Consider the following 21,225-nt stretch of genomic DNA (forward strand, 5'->3'; position numbering starts at 1 on the left):
GCCTATTTGACTGTTCAAACGCGCGGCGGGCCGAACGCCTGGCGCGCGCTTTGCCCTTGCCCTCTGGCCTAGCCCTGCCTAGAACAGCCCTGACCACGGGGACTACGCATGTCGTTCAACACTTTCGGCCACCTTTTCCGTTTCACCACTTGGGGCGAAAGCCACGGACCCGCTTTGGGCGTGGTGGTCGATGGTTGTCCGCCCGGCATCACCCTGACACCGGAAATCATCCAGCGCGATCTGGACCGCCGTAAGCCCGGCCAATCCAAGTTCACCACCCAGCGCCGCGAGGCCGATGAGGTGAAAATCCTTTCGGGCGTTTTCGAAGACGAACGCACCGACGGGCCGCGCACCACTGGCACGTCGATCTCGCTGATGATCGAAAACACCGATCAGCGCTCGAAAGACTATGGCGACATCCGCGACAAATATCGTCCGGGCCATGCTGACTATACCTACGACCAGAAATACGGCATTCGCGATTACCGCGGTGGTGGCCGCACGTCCGCGCGCGAAACCGCAGCGCGTGTTGCCGCTGGCGCTGTCGCCCGTCAGGTCCTGCAGGGCATTACCATCCGCGCCAGCCTCGTCCAGATCGGCCCGCACAAGATCGACTACAACAATTTCGATTGGGCACAGGTCGACCAGAACCCCTTCTTCTGCGCCGACGCTAAGGCTGCCACCTTCTGGGCTGAATATCTTGATGGTCTGCGCAAGGACGGCAATTCCGTCGGCGCCGTCATTGAAGTTGTCGCCGAAGGCGTTCCCGCCGGCTGGGGGGCCCCAATCTACGGCAAGCTCTCCGCCGACCTCGCCTCGGCCATGATGAGCATCAATGCTGTAAAAGCCGTCGAAATCGGCGATGGTTTTGATGCTGCATCCCTCACCGGCGTTGAAAACGCTGATCAAATGCGCGCTGGAGAGGGTAAGCCTTACTTCCTCTCCAACCACGCTGGCGGCATTTTGGGCGGCATTTCCAACGGCGACCCGATCGTTTGCCGCTTTGCCGTGAAACCGACGTCCTCGATCCTGACCCCACGCCAGACGGTCAACACGCAGAACGAAAACACCGACATCATCACCAAGGGCCGGCATGACCCTTGCGTTGGCATTCGTGCTGTCCCAGTGGGCGAAGCGATGATGGCTCTAGTTCTCGCTGACCACATGCTCCGCCACCGTGGCCAGACCGGCCGCGAAGGCGCTGTCGGTTTTGACCGCAATTAAGCGGGCGACAGCCTCGTTCCAAAGAGAGTGTGGCGCGCTTTAATCGCGCCGCGCTCCGCCAAATATTCGACATGGGCAGCAATGGTCATACGTGCCGCCATCCGCACTTTCGGCGGCTGCGTGGGATAGATTTGGGCCACCACTTGCCTGATTGTCCGAGCCCCACCTCCAACGGCCGCAACCACTTGGCTATTGCGCATTTCACGATGCGCTTTGAGGGCACGAGCATAGTCCGGCCCGTTTTCAATCTCGCCGCCATGCGCTGGCAAATAGCGGCGATAGGGCAGGGCGATCATCTTATCGAGCGAGCTAAAATAATCCGTCATCGACCCGTCGGGCGTCGACACCAAGGTTGAATTCCAACCCATGACATGATCGCCCGTGAGAACAGTATCTGTGCCCGCAATGCCAAAGGCCAAATGATTGGCGCAGTGGCCCGGCGTGGTGTGCACCACGATCTCGACATCACCGGCCATGACCCGCTCACCATCATGCAGAACGCGGTCTGGGACGAGAGTGAAATGGCCAGACTGTGCAATTGGGTTCACTTCAAATCGCCGGAGCGGACGCGAAAGCCGATGGGGTCCATTCGACCATAGCGGTGCGCCCAAACGCTGACGCCAATAGGGAGCGGCAGCGCTGTGATCGCGGTGGGTGTGGGTCAGTATAATTGCGTCTACGGAACGTCCTGCGATCGCGCGCTCCAGCGCTTGATAATGCGCCGCGTCCTCTGGTCCTGGATCGACCAAAGCCAGTCTTTCTTTGCCAATCAAGAAACTATTAGTGCCGGTAAATGTGTATGCGGAAGCGTTCGGTGCAGTAACTCTGGTAACGCTTGGGTGTACAACTATCGAACGACCGGTATCGGCGCTAAATTGGGTGTTAAAAGCTAAGGCTTGCATCGGATCACACTAGGCCGTTTATATCGATTTCTCTGTTTTTGCAGATATTCTGTGCACGCGAATGCCACCGTGAAGTGGAAGTTACGGCATGACAGCTCTAATGCCTACCGTGAAAAATGGCGTGGTTTTCAATACCTTGCTCGGGGCTGTGCTGCCGCCTGGCCAAGGCGCGCGATGGGCCTTTTCGCTAGCCGCGATTTTGGTCGGCGCTGTTCTGATCGCGCTATCAGCCAGAATGAGTGTTTTCGCGTGGCCCGTTCCGGTGACGTTACAGAGTTTCGCCGTCGCTCTTCTGGCCGCTGTGGGGGGCGCCAGAATTGGCGTTGCGACCGTCGCGGTCTATCTGCTCGCAGGCGCATTGGGCGTGCCTGTTTTCGCCGGGGGAGGATCGCTCAACTATATGAACGGGCCAACGAGCGGCTTTCTCATCGGCTTTCTGGCGCAGGCTGCCATCGTCGGTTATGTCGCTGATCGTGGTGCCACCCAGCGTCCATTTCTGCTCTTCACCGGAATGATGCTGGGCAATTTGCTGATGTTTGTCTTTGGCTTTGCATGGCTCGTCATTATGTCTGGCGCGCAATGGGTCGATCAGACCAATGTATTCGCGTCCGCTTTCAGCAAAGCCGTGCAGCCGTTCATCATTTGGGACGTGCTCAAGATGGCGCTGGCGGCCCTCTGCGCAAGCGGCGTCTGGGCGCTGTTCATTGCACCAAGCGGCGAACCAAGCCTCTAAACGATGTCGAGACTGCGTGACTTGCGCAGCACCGAAGCCGAACGCAAGACCTCGCCCAGTTGCTTAAAGTGTATCGCACTCAAGAGGCTCAGCAAGGCTACCGCACTCATCAGTGTCAGGCCAATCTCTCCGCCAGCACTACTCGCCAGCGGCACGAGAGCCGCGAGTAAGGCGATCAAAGTGGCAGCGACTAGACGCCGGCGCACGAAATTGGTGAGCCGACCAGTGCTGAGCTGACCTTCGGTTTCAATGGCGTAGACGACCCAACCGTCGATCAATTTCTTGACGACATAGATGGCATTGGGATCGACTACAGAGCGCCGAAAGAGCGGGTCGATGGCGCTGTCCACTCTCACATTACGGAGCACTGCATTATCTTCGAGGGTGACACTTTCGTAGACCACAAAGCCTTCGTGCTGCACGGGTTCGTTATGCGCCTGAATGCCGGAATATATGAACTCGACGCCTGTGCGCTCATCAATATTCGGAAAATAGTACATGACAATACCTCATCCCAATGGCGCCACCTTAGCGAGCGAAGGTTGATCAAAGTATTTTTCGGCTGACCGCATTTGCGCGCGGCACGTAAGAGAAAATTCACCATCACTATGCGCGTGCGCAGCGTCATTCTCCGTTGGCAATTCTGCGTGCGGCGACGCTGAATAAACATGTACCGATCTCATCCGCTCATGCTGCCCGTAGGCCGCCAGGCATGCCCGTGACCTACTCCGCTCGCCCAAAGTTATTGGGTCTCGCAACAGGACCCGCAAATCGAAGCGATTGATTTCCCAAGGGTTCTAGGGGAGTGAAGCCCAAGAAGCAGCTCTAACAAGTCCGCTCTTGGCGCCGAACACCCGTGTAGCTGGTCGTGGCGATAGCGGGTGGCTAAGGCTTCCGCTGCAGGCGAAACGCTACGACCCGAACTTTGCGCGTTAGAGACTTAGTATCTGGGCGCGATCAAGTCGTTGAGAACTTTTCATCACCGATTTCATGATGTTGCGAAGCACAAATAACTCGTGTAGACACCACCTCACGTTGGGGTGTCGCCAAGTGGTAAGGCACCGGTTTTTGGTACCGGCATTCCTAGGTTCGAATCCTAGCACCCCAGCCACTCTCCATGCATCAGTAAATTCAATGACTTAGCTGCCCGTCGTGGCACGTCATCGTAGCACCCGGTCGTAGCAAGGCGATCTGTAGAAAACTTGCCGTCCATCCTCCTGGGAACCATTTCCTTGGCAAAGGAATCACCAAGGCAGCGATGTGCACCGGACATCGGAAGTTGGGCCATGTCTCCGCTTCGAGACATGCCCGGCAAAATAGCCAGCTGACTGGAAAGGTCGGGGTGGGGGTGAGTGCAGCAATCGTGACGGTCCAAAACTGGCTCGACCCAGCTAGGAATTCTCCGAGTCATGCCCCCGATCGCATCTTGGCAAGCCATTCTTTCAGTTTAGGGCGATCAGCTGCTTCAATCGGATATGCCCGTGCCGTGCGGATTCTATCCGCGCCGGGCGAAAACGTCGATGTTGTGACAATCAGACCGGACTCTGCTTTTTCCCATTCGACATCGGTGTAGACCGACTTCACCAGCACCATGTCGATTTTTGCTTTTTGCCGCTTGCATTGCACGATGATCAGCGGCGGATCACTGGCAGCAGCATCCTTCGGGAATACCCGAAGGTCCACACCCTCGTCCCCGCGGCCAGGACCCATTTCAACCTTGTAGCCTTCGCGCTCGAAGAATTCGCCCGCCAAGCCCTCGAATTTCCGCCAGTGCATCTGATCTATTTCGTCGAAATTGCGATCGAGAAAATCGATGAAACGCTGATCGAGAAATTTGCCGTGTTGTGTTTCGAGCTTTTCGCTCGCAAACAAGTCCTTGAGTGTGACTTCGTCTTTCCATTCCACGTTCCGCACGCGTCCCAACGCGGAGCGATGCATGTCGTTGTTGACGCCAGAGATGATCTCCATAGCCATATCGAGGCCGTCACTGCCGTAGTTGTGGGCAACCGCAGTCAGTAAAGGGCCGGGATCAAGGGAGGCGCCATAGGGCACTTCGAGCACTTTCGCCTCGGCGATCTGCTTGCTGACCACTTCTACATAGAGCCGTTCGACCCCATGCAGGATTTCCAACTGTGCAGGATCGCTCTTATAGCGATGGAACAGCTGGATCGTGGTCGGGATGATGCTCGGAGACTCGATGTTGCCCAGCCGATACAGAAGCTGCGCTGCGGCCTCTTCTATTTCCACTGAATCGGTACGCCCCCCGGCCTTGCCTGCCGCGAGAAAGTCATCGCCAATCTGGCTGCCTGCTAGGAATTCGATGACCTCTTCCTCGGTAAGCACGACACCGGCTTTGAACGCAGCGATTTCGAGAAACGTATCGATCATCGACTGCCGAGAAAGCCAGATGCCCATAGAAAATCATCTCCTCAAGATGTCGGTACGAGGTCGATGTCAACTACGCCCTTTGGTCAGCATATTAACTCGTCCGCAATTACCTTGTCACTCGAAGAGGAAGCGCTTGTTTCGCATTTTGTACAGCGAGAAACGGCTAGAACCCGACGTAAGCGCCCCAGCAACAAGGGAGTTCGCGCTAACACAGCGCTCAGCCGCCGCCGTCTTATTCACCTCCGCCATCCAACTGGGTGTACTAGTATCTTAAGTCCTCAGGACTTTAATGGCCGTGAAGCCCAAGAGTTATTATACGGCTTCGACCGGGTCGATCCGACGCTTGTGGGCTGGGATCCGAGGAGCTGCATCAGCAGCCTATAGGATCTGCCCCGCGAGCTCGCGCTCTATGCGGGGGCCTGGGAGTCGCGCTATGTTCGAAGTGCAAGCTACTGTGCTTCGGCGGCTATTCCTCGTAGGCGATCATGAACAACCACACTGCTTTCCCCCGCCCAGTCGATATGTGTGAAGTACAGCAGTGTTGAAAATGGGTGGCAGTCGTAGCGCGTATCGCCTCCCATGAAGCCAGATGGACAGAACCCGGGGTTTCTGTCGATGTATGGCAGTTGCCGGAAATGACTTCCGAGATGGGACAACGCAGGATCCAAAGAGAATTCGATAACGACGCCCGCATGAGGAAGCCATGGACGCGAAGGAGACGGACAGTAAGCCAAGAAGCTCAGCCGAAGAGGTCCGGCATACGGCCTTTGACCAAATCCGGATTACCCATCAAAATCAAACCATCTCGACCAATGCTGCGATCAGATCGCCGGTTGGGGTCTGAAACTTCATTGGCCTCAAACGGTGGATCACGGAGTGTCAGCAGAAACTCAATCGCCCCATTCTCGTCTTTGATACTCTGCAACTTTCGATAGATGGCCTTATGAATTCCGAACTTCCAACCCGGCATGAACTCGATGCCGAGGTAATCGACGTCAATTTCAGTGACAAATCGCTGGAATAGCGGATCTAACACCACTGCGTAGGACTGGTGAATGAGACGTAGTACACTGATCTGATAGTCATACGTTTCGCTGCTTGGCGGGTCTGTCACCTGTCCAAACGTGCCACTCTGGTCAAAAGCAAACACGCACGCCGTGCGTGTCTCCGGCGCAACTCCATTGACAGTGGCAATCTGGCAAACTTGGCGCAGCGCCTTGTTGCGCGCGCTATTGACCACATTTTGGGTGACGCCATTGGTACCAAAGTTCGCGCGCCCCTTGCTTTCAATAACGTGATACAGACCATCACTCGTTATGGCGATGAAGTCTGGCTCTGACTTTTTTCCCACCTTCACGGAATGTCGGAAATGCTTAGGCATCGCTTTAGGTGGATATGTGAATTTAGGATCAGGGGCACCCAGCGTTCCCGTCCAATTTTCGAGCGGCGCAAAAACCACTGAGTTAAGATGATTAAGAGCGAACCAACGGGTCAGGGTCTCACCTAGTTTGAAGGCGTCGGATGCACGGTGCGAGGCCGTCAACCGCATAAATCCCACCGTTGGCCTAAGGTCTGCGGTTAGAAGGCTGAAGATTGTAACAACACCGCGAAGCGACCACCAAAAGGCTCCCGTCAGCGGCGACATCCTGTGGTGGCTTGGTCCTAGAGCGATGAGGGAGCGGGCCAGTGATAGCCGCGTTGCGCCAATCGACTTTATCCCGTTCGTACTCGAGTAAATGCCAGTGAAGCCGGCGCAGGTGATCTTCTTGTGTGCGATGGAAACCTCCAAAGCCATACTAAAGTAAGGCCGCAGCTAGTTTAGCTTAACGTCAGATGCTTAGAATATGGTCCCATGCACTTTCCACAAGTCGTCGACAATAGATACGCCGGCGACTACGCTGCCCAATCCTGGAAATTGCACAAATTCGCCTTCACCAGTCTGTCCAACATTCTCTAAATAGTAGACCGATGAACTTCCTGGCATCTGTTTCCCGAGCCGTTTGAGATATGCGAAGTGTTCCGACGCGTGAACGTCTTGTCGCGTTACGACAGCCAGAATTCGTCCCTCCAACTGGGAGATTTCAGGCGGCCGTCCAAGCAGCACATGTCCGTTGTGCGGAGCTACCGGGAAGGCGCTATCGCCTGCGACGACCGCCGCAGCCGTGACCTGGGAGAGGATGGCAGACGTCGTCGCGGGGATCGCTTCGTCTTGGGATTTTACAGGTATGGTCTCGTCGAACAATACACCGACGATCTTGTTCAGCGTTGCGCTGCTTGCCTGAACAAAGTGTGTATGTGGCACTCGCGAATTGGTCGATGGCATGCTTTCCAAGGCAATCCGCGAAGGATCTGCCTTGTCCATGCCCACTCGTCGCGCATAGGTCTTTCCAGGAGTTTGAACAACCGCGAAGTCGCCGTTGCGGACCTCAGCGGTCAGCGAAACGATCAACGTCTGTCCGGGAAACGCCACCAGTCCCAACGTTGGGGCTCGAAGCGTGAAAAGCGAAACGTTACCCATGCCCGCAAGATCGAACTTATCCTTTGCGTCCTCGACGCTTGTGAGCGGTGCCCCGCCCTCGTGAGCGGCAAGACGTCCAATAACAGATAAAGGCGCTATGGAAAAAGTGACGACGTCCGGTGGGGCAGGACCTCTGGTAACTTCCGCCACGGCTTGATCTGGCGGCAAGCGGCCCATGAACCTGGCATAGGCAAGCCAGCAAGCGTCAATCGCGGCAAAGACAGCCTCGTAGCCTTGGCGTACGACCTCCGCATCGAACGGTGTGAGTTGATCTGCCTTACCGTGGTGAGCTTTATTGATCGCATCTCGAAAAGGTGCTCCGGCCTTCAGTTGAGGTAGATCAATCAGCTTCCGGAAAGGCTCTTCATTGAAAGGCCGTTCGCCTCGGTTACGCGCATTGGCGATCTTGCTAAGGAGATCATTCAACGTCGGATCTTTCAGGGTCGCAGGATCGGACGCAAGGAGATCCCAAAGCTTGATCTCAATGCGAACACGGACCGGGTGAACGAATGCCCGTGCAAGGGTAACATCGTTCACGTTGGTCGTCTGCCAGTGCTCGCAGCGCTGGCGGGCTTCATCCGCGACCGGCGCAAGACTTACGGTACATTTCGATGTCGAGATCGCAGAGAACTCCCACACCTCAGTACGTTGGGCTTGCCCGGCGATAGCATTCGCAGAGACAAACGCTTCAATGGCGGGGATGAAACCAAAATCATTGCTCAAGACGAGCGGGTTCATTTCCGCCGCAATAAGGTGCGGGACGGTCGCTGCAAGATTAGCGACGTTGCCCGGATCGAGCAAATCCTGCGGGTCATCCATCAAAATAGTAGAAATCCCCCCGGATCTCGCCCACACCTGCTGCCATAGCGCCATCACAAAGGCCGTTAGGTAAGCTCGCAGAGCCGAGGCATTCATCACATGATGCGCCTCTACCAAATGCTTGCCATGAGCCGCTAACAATGTGAGGCCATCGCTCTTAGCGGGATCCAAACCAGCGTAGGCTGGCGCCTGCAGAAACTGCGCCTTGTACATCCGCTGCGACCAAGCGGTCGCCTGTGAATCGAGACTGAGAATAAGTCCGGAGACTTGATCATGAACAAGGGCTGGAAAACGTTTGAACGGCTCAACCGCCTTCGCAGCTCGATTGAGCTTTTCGAGACGATCACAAGCCGACTTCCACTTCATGCACGTTAGCTTGATCTGGGCTAGTTGACGGCGTACGCTGGCGAAAACAGTCGCCGCGTCAAGATAAGCCTTGAGAACGCTCAGCTGACCCGCCACCGAACGCTGGTTGGCTTGGATACCTGTCTCTGGCACCTCTGAGCGTATAACGCCCGTGACGGCCGACTTTGCAAAATCAGCATAGGCGGCGCGATACTTCGACAGGTTGATAGCGCGGCGGACCTTCTTGATGGCGTTTCGTAGGCCTTCGTTGTCGGGAATCTCTGTCGGTATCGCTGCATCCGGCAGCGGCGCTCGCGTAGGTGCGTTCGCCCAGGCGAGGCGACACAGTTGGGCAATGCCCGGAGCCATGCTGCGAAGGGCATAAGGGAAATCTGGTTGATCGAATATCTCTTCTGATAGTGCAGTTATATAAATGGTCGAAAGATCATCCGGCACGTTGTCAGACACAAAAGGTTGCAAACCTGCAGGCAGTAGCCCACGGAGCGCACGCATGGCGTCTCGCTCCCATTCTGATGCAGTCTTGATGAGCGCGGCATCCGCTTTTCGTGCCTGTTCTAAGGCGTCCGCTACAGGCTGGTTGAGCAACGCGTCCGTGGCAATCGCCCCGGGTTGGGTGAGGTCTCGATCGCAGACCGGACACACGGAAAAGGCGTGTCCGGGATGCACCGTTTCATGCCATTTAGCCACGAGACCGTACAAACGCAGCCGATCCGAGCGATCGGCGTCAGACAGACGGACGACCAGTTTTTTAGCCTCACTCTCGACGCCTTCCAACACGGTTTCAGCGGCGCTAAGATCTGCTTCCTGAAGTTCACCAAGCTTCGCGACCAGCTGAATCGATGGTAATGCCCTCAAGGCGGCACCGCTGAAGCAATTTTGAGCCGCTGTCAGTGCGTCACTAAACCTCTTAATCTCCGCATCCGTTGTCAGCGGCGGCAATGTCCCTAGGATCAGCGCTGCCTCTTCGGTAGCTTTGTCCTCTACTGCTTTCAGACGCTTTTCAGCTTCTTGGAGACCGGTCTCCCAAGCCTTAGGGTTGCTTTCGTTAGGGAGGACGACGCAATCAAGATCCGGCAAATCTTCGTATTCCTTCAGAAGATCGTCGAGGGTCTGCTTTTGCGCCTCAGCCGCGGCCTCGGTGGCATTTTTTTCCTGCTTTGCCAACTTTGGATACTTGTCTGTTAGGCGGTCGTGCAGACGCTGGCTACGCTTTCCGAAGTGCGCTAGAGGACGCAAACCGGTCAGCGTCGAGACAGCCTGTGACAGTGTGGTCTTGTCGTCGAAACGGGTTGCAGCGGCAATCCCGGGCATTAGTGTACCGACCTGAAGCGCTAAGTCTGGCAAACCCAACTTCTCCAAACCTGTGGTAATCGTCTTGAACGCTTTTTTTCCGTCCCGCTCTAGGCGGCGCTCAACCGCGACTTCCCGCCCATCGATCAGGGATCGGAAAGAAAGCCGGACCCATGTATCGACTTTTGGCACGCCATCGACTGCCACCAGTTCTTGTTCTGTCGGAACCGGAACGATTGGCGGGATTTCGAAGCTGATCTTCTCTGCTTCGTCGTCGTCACTCGCGACTTGCACCGCGATGGATTCGTGCAACGGAGCCGGCAGCCCCTGCGAACGGTGTCCCAATCCCGTCAGGCACCAACAAACCGCACTCGCTAGAGAGGTCTTGCCTGCTCCATTAAACCCTCGAAACAGGGTCGTGGGCGCTGAAAGCTCGAGCTGGAAAGGCTTTGGATCTGCGCCTTCTTCGGCACAATGCCGGTGCAAGCCGCGAAAGCGGTGTGCCTCAATCTTCACGAGCTTCCATTTCTGCGGAATTTGCGCAGTGTCATCTGAAGCGACTACGACCTTGGGCACGATATCCAGTGATGAGAGTACTCGATCGACCTCGCCGTCTTGAATCGAAGTGTCCTTATCGGGATTCCAATAGGCTTTGCGGTCTTGGTTGTAGAAAGCGAGTATGGCGCGGCTGTCATTCAATGGTAGGGAGAATTCTTCTCCACCAGCAATTTGTAAGGCCGTTCCCCCGATTAGATCTCGAACTACTTCATCGAGAGTCAATTCTGCAATATTGCGCGGCAATGTCGCCCCCAGATTTGCTGCAGGGCAATCTGAACATTGTATGCTGACGATAACAAGTGTTCTTGGCAAGATCGTCTAGAACCGCGCCTGGCCTGAATATGACCTGATCTCACAATGTCGTGGCCTTTTGGTTCGTGTTGCGCAAAACCGCAAATGTCGCCTTTGCGAGGATAAGCTAGTTAGGCTCCAAATCCGCCGATCTCAAATTGACAGCCAAACTTTCGCTTGTGAGCGGGCACCGCCAAAAGCTGCAGGAGCCTTTCGGCCCCTCACTTGCCGGGCGTGGTTCGCTGCTGAATAGAACCCACGACGCCGTTGGTGATTTAGTTTGTCGTCGATATCCACGGTTGGTCATGGTCAGATTTTGGGAAAGGGCCCTCGCGCCGGCTCGTGGTATGGAGATTTGAAGCGCGAACTGGTGTTGAACCTTCAGTCAAGTCGATGTTCTATGCGCCGATGTGCAATCTCTACAGCCATACGAGCAATCGATCCGCTATCACCGCGATGGTGCCGGACTTGAAGCGTGCTTCTCCGAGCGTAGGTAACCTCGAACCACAGGCGGGCATATTCCCTGATTATTTGGCACCTATAGTGCGCTGCGGGGCTCAGGGGCGGGAGTTGGCTATGGCTCGCTGGGGTATGCCTACTAGCCAGTATGCGTTGCTGCAGGCCGCTAAGAAGCGCGCTGAGAAGTTGGCTGCCAAAGGCGCAGAAGTCGATTTCTCTGAACTGTTGAAGGCGGAGCCTGATGGAGGCACGACCAACGTCAGGAACATCTACGATCCCCTTAAGAATACGTGGAACCGCCATTGGGCGCGGTGGATGGGGGAGGCAAATCGGTGTGTCGTTCCGTTCACGAGTTTCTCGGAGTTCGATAGCCGAGTTGGGAGCGATGGCCGGAAAATTGGCGATACCTGGTTCGCGTTAAATCCGAGCCGTTCGCTGGCTTTCTTCGCTGGTATCTGGACCGGCGGTTGGTCTGGGGTTCGGAAATTGAAAACTGGTGTTGAAGTGGACTTGGATCTGTTCGCCTTTCTCACGTGCGAGCCCAATGACATCGTTGGTGCGGTTCACCCGAAAGCCATGCCGGTTATCCTCACCGAAGTAGAGGAGATCGAAATGTGGCTAACGGCTCCCAAAGAGGTTGCGATCCAGCTCCAGCGCCCATTGCCTAACGGTGTGTTGGAAGTTGTATCGGTCGGCCAGAAAGCTGATCCGTAGGCTAATCAGCCATGCCAGGTCCGAACATTTCCCATTTCCAGAGCTGACGTCTGCCCGCAGGCCTGCGAAGACGCAAAGTGCCGTAGTCAAACTTCGTCGGGATGTGGAAGCGGACGGTCATGCGACCAGACGCTTTACAAAACCCGCAACGGGTAGGGGGATCGTAAACTTTGAGATCGGGGTCCCAGACATTGAGCATATCAGCAGCGAGCAGTGCAGTTTCGCGTTTGCAGCAGCCGCACCGGTAGATAATTACCCGTCCTTCTTCAGCCGCATGCTTGAGGCGATAAGCTTCAAGCTGGCGGCGGCTTGGCGTCATCGTCATTGTTTTTTGGGACGCATTGCTTCTAGGGCCTCTTTGACCTTAATGGCGGGGTAGCCGGTAAGGTGGGCGATGTCGTCGGCGTCGAGGCCCGTCGCGAAAAGTCGCCGGATCTGCGCGGCTGGGGAAACTTTGATAGCGATGCCCATTTTGAACTCCATATTGAGAACAAAATAAGAACATTGCTATTCTAAAGTCAATCAGACTTGGGAGTTGAATGCCCAAGGAAGTTCATTCCGAAAAAATTCCGCGCGTTGGGGTGTGGAAGGAGGATAGGGGAGGGTTTCGGTGTGGGCCCATAATGCATGCCACTGGTCGGTCTCCATATTTTCTAGGACTTCGCCGGCTTTTGTCGCCGCTTAAGCAGGAGGCTACAGAAAAAATCTGACTGCAAACACGATGGCACGTGCGTTCGTCGACTATATGTGGCGAGGTTAGGTGGTTTGCTTTTTACGCCGTATCGAAACTTGTCTCTGCTCCAAGATCAACAAAGATGAAAATGTCGAGATTTCTCGGCTGGAATCCGTGGAGGGTCACCCATTCCTAGGTTTCGGCTTAGAGAGCCCGGCGCCGCCTTAGAACGAGCAACTGCCTCAAAACAATTAATATGAATATATCTGTCAACTTAATGTCAACTTAGCGTAAACTTTTCGCAACCAAGGGGTGATGCCAACGTACCGCTAAGTTGCGCAAAGTTGGCTTAGGATGGCGGTAGGTTGACGTAAAGTTGGTGGGATACCCGCACCAGCGTGACCGATGCCGTTCGCCTCTGCCGTGGCGTCGAAGATTACCGCCCGCTCTTCATTGAAGATCCCCTTCGCATTGAAAATCCGGAATCTTATCGACGCCTGCGCCAGCAGACGGCAGTGCCGATCGCTGCAGGCGAGCAGTTGGGGACCAAGTGGCAGTTCCGTTCTCTTATCGAGGAAGAACTCATCGATTACGCACGTATCGATATGTGCATTGCAGCGGGCTTCACTGAATCCCGTAAGATCGCTGGTTGGGCAGAAACCCACTACATCGACATTGCGGTTCACAACCCAATCGGCCCAATCTCGACCGCGGCGTGTCTACATCTAAACGTGGCGACGCCAAATATGCTGGTGCAGGAGCTTCCTCGCCGTCCTGGCGAGTGTCTGGGTGACGTCATTGTCAGCAAGCATCGCTGGGAAGACGGTTGGCTCTACGTTTCGGATGAGCCTGGGCTAGGGCTGGACGTGGATTGGGAAGGGCTCGCTCGATATCCATTCAAGCACGAGAGCCTGCCGATCTTTTACCGCGAAGATGGTGCTCTCACGAACTGGTAAGTTCAAAATGGGGCAGGAAACTGCCCCATTTTTTCAGCGAAATGGACGTTAGTGAGATAGGGCCACTACCTGAGTGGAGACCTAGAACGAGCGGCGCCACTGACACAATCGGACCTACAGCTCGTCCGATAGCTTGAATGCCGGTCGTTAGTTTCATCGATGCTCCTTACACCGTGTTGACCACCAGCCATTGTCACGGCGGAGGCTACCGGGGGCGCCACAGATCTCGCAGATATGTGCAGAAAGATGTTCTGCTGCGCAGATGATTTGGTCGCCAACTTCGGGAAGGTCTCCATGCCAGTAGATGCGCAAAGAACCATACTTTTCCTTGATTGTTCGGCATCAGCACCTGTGTCTCAGAAATGGGTTTGCGATTTAAGGAGAGTTCTGGTCTCGTCTGAGTGACGAAAGACCCAGAATGACGACGAAAACAACGAAGACGAAATCATCCGCAGAGCAGGTTGTGAAGGACATTCGCCGCGCGACACGACGACACTTTTCGGCCGAGGACAAGATCCGGATCGTGCTCGACGGATTGCGTGGCGAGGACAGCATTGCTGAGCTGTGCCGACGTGAAGGCATCGCCCAGAGCGTCTATTACTCTTGGTCAAAGGAGTTCATGGAAGCTGGCAAGCGACGTTTGGCTGGTGACACAACTCGTGCCGCCACCAATGATGAGGTTCGGGATTTACGCAGGGAAGCAAGCGCGCTCAAGGAATGCGTTGCGGATCTGACGCTCGAGAACCGCCTGCTTAAAAAAAGCATGATCGGGGATGGGGAGGATATCGAATGAGATATCCCGCATCTGAAAAGCTCGAGATTATCCGGCTGGTTGAGCAATCGCATCTCCCCACCAAACAGACGCTGGACCGGTTGGGTATTCCGCGGCGAACCTTTTATCGTTGGTACGATCGCTACTTGAACGGTGGCCCTGAGGCGCTGGAGGATCAATCCTCGGCACCAAGCCGGGTCTGGAACCGTATCCCGACCGGTATCCAAGACCAAGTCATCGAGATGGCTCTGGAGCACTCCGAGCTGAGCCCGCGCGAACTGGCGGTTCGCTTCACCGATGAGAGGGGCTATTTTATCTCAGAAGCCAGCGTTTACAGGCTTCTCAAGGCCCATGATCTCATCACCAGCCCCGCTTACGTAGTGATCAAGGCGGCCAATGAGTTCCACACCAAGACCAGCCGTCCCAACCAGATGTGGCAGACCGATTTTACCTATTTCAAGATCATCGGCTGGGGCTGGATGTATCTCTCCACGGTGCTGGACGACTATTCCCGCTACATCATTGCCTGGAAACTGTGCACGACCATGCGGGCTCAGGATGTCACCGACACTCTGGACTTGGCATTAGCAGCTTCAGGCTGCGATCAGGCGCGTGTGCAGCATCGGCCGCGCTTGCTGAGTGACAATGGACCCAGTTACATCGCCCAGGAGCTTGCCGACTATATCGCAGCCAATGACATGGATCATGTCCGAGGCGCTCCGCTTCATCCCCAGACACAGGGCAAGATCGAGCGCTGGCACCAGACGCTGAAAAACCGGATCCTTCTAGAGAACTACTTCCTGCCCGGTGACCTCGAAAGCCAGATCGAGGCCTTCATTGAGCACTACAATCATAAGCGCTATCACGAGAGCCTCGACAATGTGACACCCGCAGATGCCTACTTCGGCAGAGCACCTGCCATCATCAAAAGGCGTGAAAACATCAAGCGCAAAACAATCCAGCATCGACGCTTGATGCACCATAGGCTTGCAGCATAACATCAACCGAACGACGAGCAGTGCTCTCCGCTAATCAAGGCGCAGATCTGAGCCAAAGCATCTGACGACGGACAAACTCCAGACGCAGAGCAAGATTAAAGCCTTCCCCATCTTGTGCTGTGGCAGGCGTACGCCAATCTGCCTTTTCGCCCGTCCGGTTCGACAAATGCCGTTATCGGACATCCGCCCAGAATTCCGGGCAGGGGCATCTCGCCACTTATCCAGGCGCGCTATGCCCCTGTTAACCATAAAAAATTTGCCGCTGAAAAAATTGCGCCGCCACCCTTGCGGAACAAAAGACGAACCCCTAGCTTGACAATCGCAAGGCCCAATCCCGGGTCTTTCACGCTCGGTTGGTCGCCTCGGATAAGAGAGCGGCTACCGGTTCCGTTGGCGCGGTTCCGGCAGCCTGACCACCCGTAGCCTGTCTGAGAGGTTACAAATGGCTGAGACCAATGTCGGCGCTTCGGCGTCCGCGGGCAAGCATGCCCGCACATCCTTCCACACTCTTGATCACACCCAGAAAGGCCTCGATATCGAGGGCCTCGCCCGGCACTGGGCCGTCGACTATGACGTCCAGATCCGCATCATGGGCTCGGTCTTCGATACCGGTTCGGCCGCGATCGGCGATATCATCGCCGAATTGCCCGGTCACCCGGCCCCGGCCGCCGCTGTCATGGCGCTGGTCGATGCGGGCTTTTTGAAGCGCGAACCGGGCCCGATCACGCCTCATACCCGGATCAGCCTGCCGCTGGTCGACCGCCCGGAGCCGCTGGTGCTGGAGGCGCCCGCGGGCGGTGGTGCGCCACCGGCGGGCAAGAAGGGCAAAAAGGTTGCGCCCCTTCCCGAAACCGTCGCTGAGATCGAAAGCCGCCGCGTCGCGCCCATTGTGAGCGTGGTCAAACTCGAAGATCTGCTCGATCTGCCGCGTTTCGAGGGCCCGGCGGTCTATCTCGGTCTCAAGGGCAAAATCCTTTATCCGGGCCGGACGGACAAAGGCTGGCCGCGCATCGCCGCACCCCATCTCAAGGGCTATGACAAGGTTGCGGTCCTGCGCGATGCATCGGGGCAGCTGACCCCGCGCCTCGCGGCCGTCGCCGAGCGCATTCTGGGCCTCCACGCCCAGGCCCTGCGCGGCTATCGCCTGGCCGGGTCTTTGCCCATCGGCTCGCCGGTCGGGCGCGAGGAATATATCGCGGCCCGGCTCTTTGTGGCCGAAGGTTTGATCCTGGCCCAGCGTCTGGGCTTTGGCCTTGCCGGGGTCAGCGACCAGGATTTCATGACCGGCGCCCGGGGCCCGCTCGACCAGTGCCTGGATGTCGATGCCATCCCGGAGGGGGATGAATACCACCTCTATGCCTGTGGCGTTGAGGCGCGCGCTGTGGTCAGTGACGGCGACTGGATCGTGTTGCCCGGCAGCGAAGTGCGCAAGAAACTCACGCCCACGGTTGGCGCCGTGGTCAACAGTCTGCGTCAGGAATGGCTGTTCTCCGGGGTCCTCAAGGACGAGGGCGCACGCTATCGCCTGACCGAGCCGGTGGTGTTCAACACCGGTACGGCAGCGGCCAATTTCGTGCTCGGCAGCAAGGGCCCGAACCTGGCGGCCTGGAGCGGTGACGGCTCTTCGCCCCTCGAGCGCATGCCGCAGACGCCCTGAGGCGCCCGCTTCGCCCTTTCCTTTTCCCCTTTGCACGCGGACCTCCCCAGGCGGGAGGTCCGAAGGAGCACTCATGACCCTTTCCCGCATCTCCATGCCCAAGTCGGATGACGAGCCCACGCCCAACAGTACCGAAATCCTCTCCCGGCTGGCCCTCGACCAGTTGATCACCAAGACCCTCGACGCGCGCCTTAAGGAAGAGAACCCACTCCTCGTGCTGATCGCGGTCAAGAGCCCCAGCTGGGCGCGGGCGCTTCGCGAACAGTTGACCCGCCGCTATCCCCAGACCTGCGTCCGCAGTTACAAAGGCGACAAACGCTCGGCGTCCAGCCAGGAAGAGGACCATTTGCTCCTCGCGCTCAATGACGGTCAGTCCGGGATCGGGGTCAGCACCGATATCGTGGCCCAGGTCCCCGAGGCGCTGCGCAACAGCGCCGATTTTACCCTGTATTTTGCCGGCCTCAGCCCGGTGAGCCTGCGCAAGGCCATTGGTCTTGTGACCGGCCAGCCGGTCCGGCGCCTGCCCAAGCTCCGTCTCGATGGGCTGGACCTGGCCGATCTTGCCGCAGCCATTCGTCCTGGCTCGACGCCGGCGCAGTGCATCAAGCGCCTCCAGCTCACGCTTGAGCGCAAGGCCAGTGATCTGGGCGTGCCCGATGATGCGGTGCCGGTGAGCGCATTGCCCTTGAGCCCGGAGGTGCGCGCCTGGTCCGAAGAGGTGCTGACCAGCCTGCGCCTGCTGGAAGAGGGCAAGATCTCCATGCGCCGCTCGCCCTTTTCGGTGCTGGCCGGTCCCACCGGTAGTGGCAAATCAAAACTCGCCGAAGCCATTGCCAAGGCGGCCGGCTGGCAGTTGATTCAAACCAGTGCCCAGGACTGGTTTGATCGCAGCGACGGCTTTTTGGGCGGCGTGGCTCGCCAGACCAACAGCTTCTTTCAGAGCCTCGAAAACAACCCAAAAACGATCGGATTCGTGGACGAAATTGAAGCCATCCCAGATCGGGCGACCATGGATGAGCGCAATCGGGAATGGTGGACCACGATCGTGACCGGCATTTTGGTGCAGGTCGACCGGCTGCGTCGTTCGCCCACGCCGGCTTTACTGATTGGCGCGACCAATTACCCTGAGCGAGTGGACTCCGCTTTACTGCGTCATGGGCGTCTCGGCCGCCTCGTTCGCGTTGAACCGCCCCGGGATCTGGCGGCTATCACCGACATCTTCCGCTATTATCTCAAAGAGGACTTGCGCGACGACGAGCTCCTTCGTCTCGTCCATATGAGCATGGCTTTTGGCCACCCGACCCCGGCTTCGGTCGAGAACTGGGTGGGCGCTGCACGCGTCGCGGCCATGGCGGCGGGGCGGTCCCTGACCCTGCTCGATCTCGAAACCGCGATCGGCGGCACGGATGATCGTCCCCACGCGGAACGCTATCGTGTTGCCATCCATGAGGCAGGTCACGCGGTGATTGCGGCGCATCTTGATGTGCCGATTTCTTCGGTGTCGATCATTGGCCAGCCCGGCTCTGCCGGCAGCATGCTCGCAGAGATCCGCACCACCGATCTCGACCGTCACAGCCTCGAGCATCTGGTGACAGTTGCACTGGCCGGGCGCGCCGCCGACCAGATCCTGCTTGGCTTGAGCGACGCGGCGGCAACCAGTGATCTCAAACTGGCGACGCGCCTTCTCTTCAATGCGCATTTCGTGTGGGGTCTCTACGATCACCTCACGGCGATCGAGGGCGACACCAAGGGTCCGCTTGTGCTCGACCCTGAGGCGCGGGGCGTCATCGACGCTAAGCTGCAGGAACTGCTGGTCCGGGCGCAGTCGCTGGTGGGTGAGCATCGGGAGTCCATCGAGCGGCTGGCGGATGCGCTTTTGCGGGCCCGGGTTATTTCGGGGACCGCGGTGCGCGATCTGGTGCTGAAGTCGCGGGTCTGGGGCCCCGCGCCGCGCGAAAGGGCAAAGCCGTGATCGATCTCCAGCAGATCATGGAAAAGCTCGAAGGGGCGTATTCCGACTACACGCTGCGCGGCTATCGCACGGACATGCAGCAATTTTTACGATGGTGCGAAGCGGCTGGTCACGAACCTCTGCCGGCAGCACCGGCCACGATCGTGGCCTATGTCAAAGGGGAGGGGGAGCGCTTGCTCCCCTCTACCATCAGGCGGCGCCTGTGCGGCATTGGCCGGATCCATCGCCTCATGCGCTACGATGATCCGACGCGCGATGAGGAGGTACAACTTGCGCTGCGTCGGGTTCGCCGCCAGAAGCCCGGGCGCCCGAGACAGGCACTGGGCGTTACCGCGAAATTGCGGGATCAATTGATCGCGGTCTGTTCCGACGACCTGATCGGGTTCCGCGATGAGATCCTTGTGCGCGTGGGTTTTGATACTCTCTGTCGTCGGGGAGAGCTGGTCGCTCTTCGTGCGCAGGATCTGTTTGAGAATGAGCGCGGCAATCTCTCAATTCTGGTGCGGCGGGCCAAGAATGATCAGACCGGGCAGGGGCGCATTGCGCCGCTTTCGTCAGCAACCTCCGATCGCGTTCGCGCCTGGTTGGCTCAAACTGGAATTGAGACCGGTCCTCTCCTTCGACCTGTATATGGAGAGCATCTGAAACGGCTCTACCTGGAGCCGGTGACAATTTCGCGCGTGCTCAAAAAGCTGGCGGGACGAGCACATGCCGCGGCGTCAACAAGACAGGGCGTGTCGGGACATTCACTGCGGGTGGGGGCTGCCCAGCAGCTGACGCTGGATGGACACAGCCCCTTGCAGATCATGCGGGCGGGTGGGTGGCGCTCCATGGCCGTTGTCGCGCGCTACATTGAGAACGTCGATCTCGATTTGTGGAGTTAAAACAAAAGGTCTCGTGTAAAATGTGCGCCAATTGCCTTTTCCGCACCTGTTTGTAGATAGGCCGGGGGCCCGCTGGGGTATTGTGCGCAAGATTCCATGAGCACCGATGGACCGGCAGAGCTACCGTTACCTCTTGCGCCCGCCCAGATGAACGGTCAACCACCTGGAGTGATTGCAAGCTGCGCAGCCGGTCCACTGTCCGAAAAGGGCGCACTCGCGGTTCAGAAAGCACTCGAGTCAAGCAATAGGGAGGCGGCGACGCCCTCAACTGAGGCAGCGGTGGTCGAGTGGCTGCCTCAGAATAATCGGAATGGTATCGCAGTGGCGGTAAGCAAGTCTCAAGATAGTCTCCTGGCGTCACTGGCGGGTACCGCCCAGGCAGATGGTTATACAAACGTCGACAGCTCTGAAGTGTTTGAAGCCAGCCCAGGGCAGACGTGGAAGTTTGTCGCCAGGGTTCAGGCGGATCTAACAACTGGAGGCACCGCTACAGCAAACGTGGCGGTGCTCGGTCCTAATGATAGGTAACTAGGCGAACTTGGTAGTGGGGCGAAGATTCAGCAGGGGGAGAGCGCCTCCGACTACGTTGTCACAGGCAAAGTGCCCAGTGGAGCCGTTCGGCTTCGTCCGTACCTGCAAGTCCGTTATCCTGAAGGTGCCCGGGTAGACGATACTTTGTCCTTCAGCGGTACTTTCGGCCAAACTGAGTAGCGTCGCCCGGAGCTCTCGCAATCAAACGGAACACTGGTATCTCTGCTCCACGGGCGAAGAGTGCCTGATGCTCCGTGCGTGATCCGGGTCAGCCATGTTAGACCGGTGGCCTTCTGAAATGAGCTATGGATCTTGCCTCAGTGCCCCATCAGGCGCGGGTGCTCAGTTGCGGATACTATTGAGTTGAAAGCTCGTACAAAGTTTGGCAGATAGATGTAGACAGTTTGGGTAAAAACCGCGCCTTCGGTCTAAGTACTGCTGCCGAGCGTCCGCAGCAACGGAGCCGGTACATTGTAAGAACTAAGTTAACTAGCGCTGTGAAGTTAAGTTAAATTTGGAG

The 21,225-nt window shown here is 57.2% G+C and carries 15 protein-coding genes and 1 tRNA gene; 9 read left to right on the forward strand and 7 right to left on the reverse strand.

Annotated elements, in window-relative coordinates; genetic code table 11:
• The first annotated feature begins 108 nt into the window (after positions 1-108).
• Positions 109-1,224, forward strand: a complete 1,116-nt coding sequence (aroC, locus tag H4N61_RS02710) for a chorismate synthase (protein WP_169196923.1) — start codon at positions 109-111, stop codon at positions 1,222-1,224.
• On the opposite strand, the gene H4N61_RS02715 is transcribed toward aroC, so the two are convergent.
• Entirely contained in the window at positions 1,221-2,126 is a 906-nt protein-coding gene (locus H4N61_RS02715) for an MBL fold metallo-hydrolase (protein ID WP_282567615.1), read from the reverse strand. The two genes, aroC and H4N61_RS02715, sit on opposite strands and share 4 nt — an antisense overlap.
• A 100-nt stretch (positions 2,127-2,226) precedes the next feature.
• On the opposite strand from H4N61_RS02715, the gene H4N61_RS02720 reads away from it, so the two are divergent.
• Complete coding sequence (locus H4N61_RS02720) at positions 2,227-2,859, forward strand: biotin transporter BioY (protein WP_169196925.1); 633 nt, start codon at positions 2,227-2,229, stop codon at positions 2,857-2,859.
• Here H4N61_RS02720 and H4N61_RS02725 read toward each other — a convergent pair.
• Entirely contained in the window at positions 2,856-3,359 is a 504-nt protein-coding gene (locus H4N61_RS02725) for a hypothetical protein (protein WP_169196926.1), read from the reverse strand. The two genes, H4N61_RS02720 and H4N61_RS02725, sit on opposite strands and share 4 nt — an antisense overlap.
• Before the next feature lie 536 nt (positions 3,360-3,895).
• Here H4N61_RS02725 and H4N61_RS02730 point away from each other — a divergent pair.
• Positions 3,896-3,970: transfer RNA gene (locus H4N61_RS02730), tRNA-Gln, on the forward strand.
• A 296-nt stretch (positions 3,971-4,266) separates the two neighbouring features.
• Here the strand turns inward: H4N61_RS02730 and H4N61_RS02735 are convergent.
• The 3 genes from H4N61_RS02735 to H4N61_RS02745 all read right to left on the reverse strand — a co-directional run bounded on the left by H4N61_RS02735 (position 4,267) and on the right by H4N61_RS02745 (position 11,041).
• A complete protein-coding gene (locus tag H4N61_RS02735; RefSeq protein ID WP_182394872.1) occupies positions 4,267-5,274 on the reverse strand; it encodes a restriction endonuclease in 1,008 nt (335 codons plus the stop codon).
• Between the two features lie 712 nt (positions 5,275-5,986).
• On the reverse strand, positions 5,987-7,042 hold the full coding sequence (locus H4N61_RS02740) for a hypothetical protein (protein ID WP_182394873.1): 1,056 nt from the start codon (positions 7,040-7,042) through the stop codon (positions 5,987-5,989).
• Between the two features lie 42 nt (positions 7,043-7,084).
• Positions 7,085-11,041: an AAA family ATPase gene (locus H4N61_RS02745; RefSeq protein WP_182394874.1), complete on the reverse strand. Its 3,957-nt coding sequence runs from the start codon at positions 11,039-11,041 to the stop codon at positions 7,085-7,087.
• Positions 11,042-11,665: 624 nt separating this feature from the next.
• On the opposite strand from H4N61_RS02745, the gene H4N61_RS02750 reads away from it, so the two are divergent.
• Positions 11,666-12,262 (forward strand): SOS response-associated peptidase family protein, encoded by a 597-nt coding sequence (locus tag H4N61_RS02750; RefSeq protein ID WP_349236473.1) that lies wholly within the window; start codon positions 11,666-11,668, stop codon positions 12,260-12,262.
• A 1-nt stretch (position 12,263) separates the two neighbouring features.
• On the opposite strand, the gene H4N61_RS02755 is transcribed toward H4N61_RS02750, so the two are convergent.
• Positions 12,264-12,587, reverse strand: coding sequence for a hypothetical protein (locus tag H4N61_RS02755; RefSeq protein ID WP_182394879.1), 324 nt, complete (start codon positions 12,585-12,587; stop codon positions 12,264-12,266).
• Positions 12,584-12,733, reverse strand: coding sequence for a hypothetical protein (locus H4N61_RS02760; RefSeq protein WP_182394881.1), 150 nt, complete (start codon positions 12,731-12,733; stop codon positions 12,584-12,586). Before H4N61_RS02760 ends, H4N61_RS02755 begins: the two co-directional genes overlap by 4 nt.
• A gap of 600 nt (positions 12,734-13,333) precedes the next feature.
• On the opposite strand from H4N61_RS02760, the gene H4N61_RS02765 reads away from it, so the two are divergent.
• From H4N61_RS02765 to H4N61_RS02785, 5 genes are all read left to right on the forward strand, one after another.
• Complete coding sequence (locus H4N61_RS02765; protein WP_182394882.1) at positions 13,334-13,891, forward strand: enolase C-terminal domain-like protein; 558 nt, start codon at positions 13,334-13,336, stop codon at positions 13,889-13,891.
• A gap of 418 nt (positions 13,892-14,309) precedes the next feature.
• Positions 14,310-15,661, forward strand: a protein-coding gene (locus H4N61_RS02770) for an IS3 family transposase (RefSeq protein WP_182394884.1) whose coding sequence is annotated in 2 segments (ribosomal slippage) — positions 14,310-14,646 and positions 14,646-15,661 — 1,353 coding nt in all. Because the reading frame shifts where the segments join, the coding sequence is not laid out codon by codon here.
• 442 nt (positions 15,662-16,103) lie between these two features.
• Positions 16,104-17,318, forward strand: a complete 1,215-nt coding sequence (locus H4N61_RS02775) for a DUF4357 domain-containing protein (protein ID WP_182394885.1) — start codon at positions 16,104-16,106, stop codon at positions 17,316-17,318.
• A 73-nt stretch (positions 17,319-17,391) separates the two neighbouring features.
• On the forward strand, positions 17,392-19,290 hold the full coding sequence (locus tag H4N61_RS02780) for an AAA family ATPase (RefSeq protein WP_182394887.1): 1,899 nt from the start codon (positions 17,392-17,394) through the stop codon (positions 19,288-19,290).
• Positions 19,287-20,174, forward strand: coding sequence for a tyrosine-type recombinase/integrase (locus H4N61_RS02785; RefSeq protein ID WP_182394889.1), 888 nt, complete (start codon positions 19,287-19,289; stop codon positions 20,172-20,174). Before H4N61_RS02780 ends, H4N61_RS02785 begins: the two co-directional genes overlap by 4 nt.
• Positions 20,175-21,225 lie beyond the last annotated feature (1,051 nt).

The organism is Devosia sp. MC521 (assembly GCF_014127105.1).
Classification (GTDB): domain Bacteria; phylum Pseudomonadota; class Alphaproteobacteria; order Rhizobiales; family Devosiaceae; genus Devosia.

Coding starts and splice junctions, on each gene's coding strand:
- aroC (WP_169196923.1), top strand. CDS start 109: ATGTCGTTCAACACTTTCGGCCACCTTTTCCGTTTCACCACTTGGGGC.
- H4N61_RS02715 (WP_282567615.1), bottom strand. CDS start 2,126: ATGCAAGCCTTAGCTTTTAACACCCAATTTAGCGCCGATACCGGTCGT.
- H4N61_RS02720 (WP_169196925.1), top strand. CDS start 2,227: ATGCCTACCGTGAAAAATGGCGTGGTTTTCAATACCTTGCTCGGGGCT.
- H4N61_RS02725 (WP_169196926.1), bottom strand. CDS start 3,359: ATGTACTATTTTCCGAATATTGATGAGCGCACAGGCGTCGAGTTCATA.
- H4N61_RS02735 (WP_182394872.1), bottom strand. CDS start 5,274: ATGGGCATCTGGCTTTCTCGGCAGTCGATGATCGATACGTTTCTCGAA.
- H4N61_RS02740 (WP_182394873.1), bottom strand. CDS start 7,042: ATGGCTTTGGAGGTTTCCATCGCACACAAGAAGATCACCTGCGCCGGC.
- H4N61_RS02750 (WP_349236473.1), top strand. CDS start 11,666: ATGGCTCGCTGGGGTATGCCTACTAGCCAGTATGCGTTGCTGCAGGCC.
- H4N61_RS02755 (WP_182394879.1), bottom strand. CDS start 12,587: ATGACGATGACGCCAAGCCGCCGCCAGCTTGAAGCTTATCGCCTCAAG.
- H4N61_RS02760 (WP_182394881.1), bottom strand. CDS start 12,733: ATGGGCATCGCTATCAAAGTTTCCCCAGCCGCGCAGATCCGGCGACTT.
- H4N61_RS02775 (WP_182394885.1), top strand. CDS start 16,104: ATGGCTGAGACCAATGTCGGCGCTTCGGCGTCCGCGGGCAAGCATGCC.
- H4N61_RS02780 (WP_182394887.1), top strand. CDS start 17,392: ATGACCCTTTCCCGCATCTCCATGCCCAAGTCGGATGACGAGCCCACG.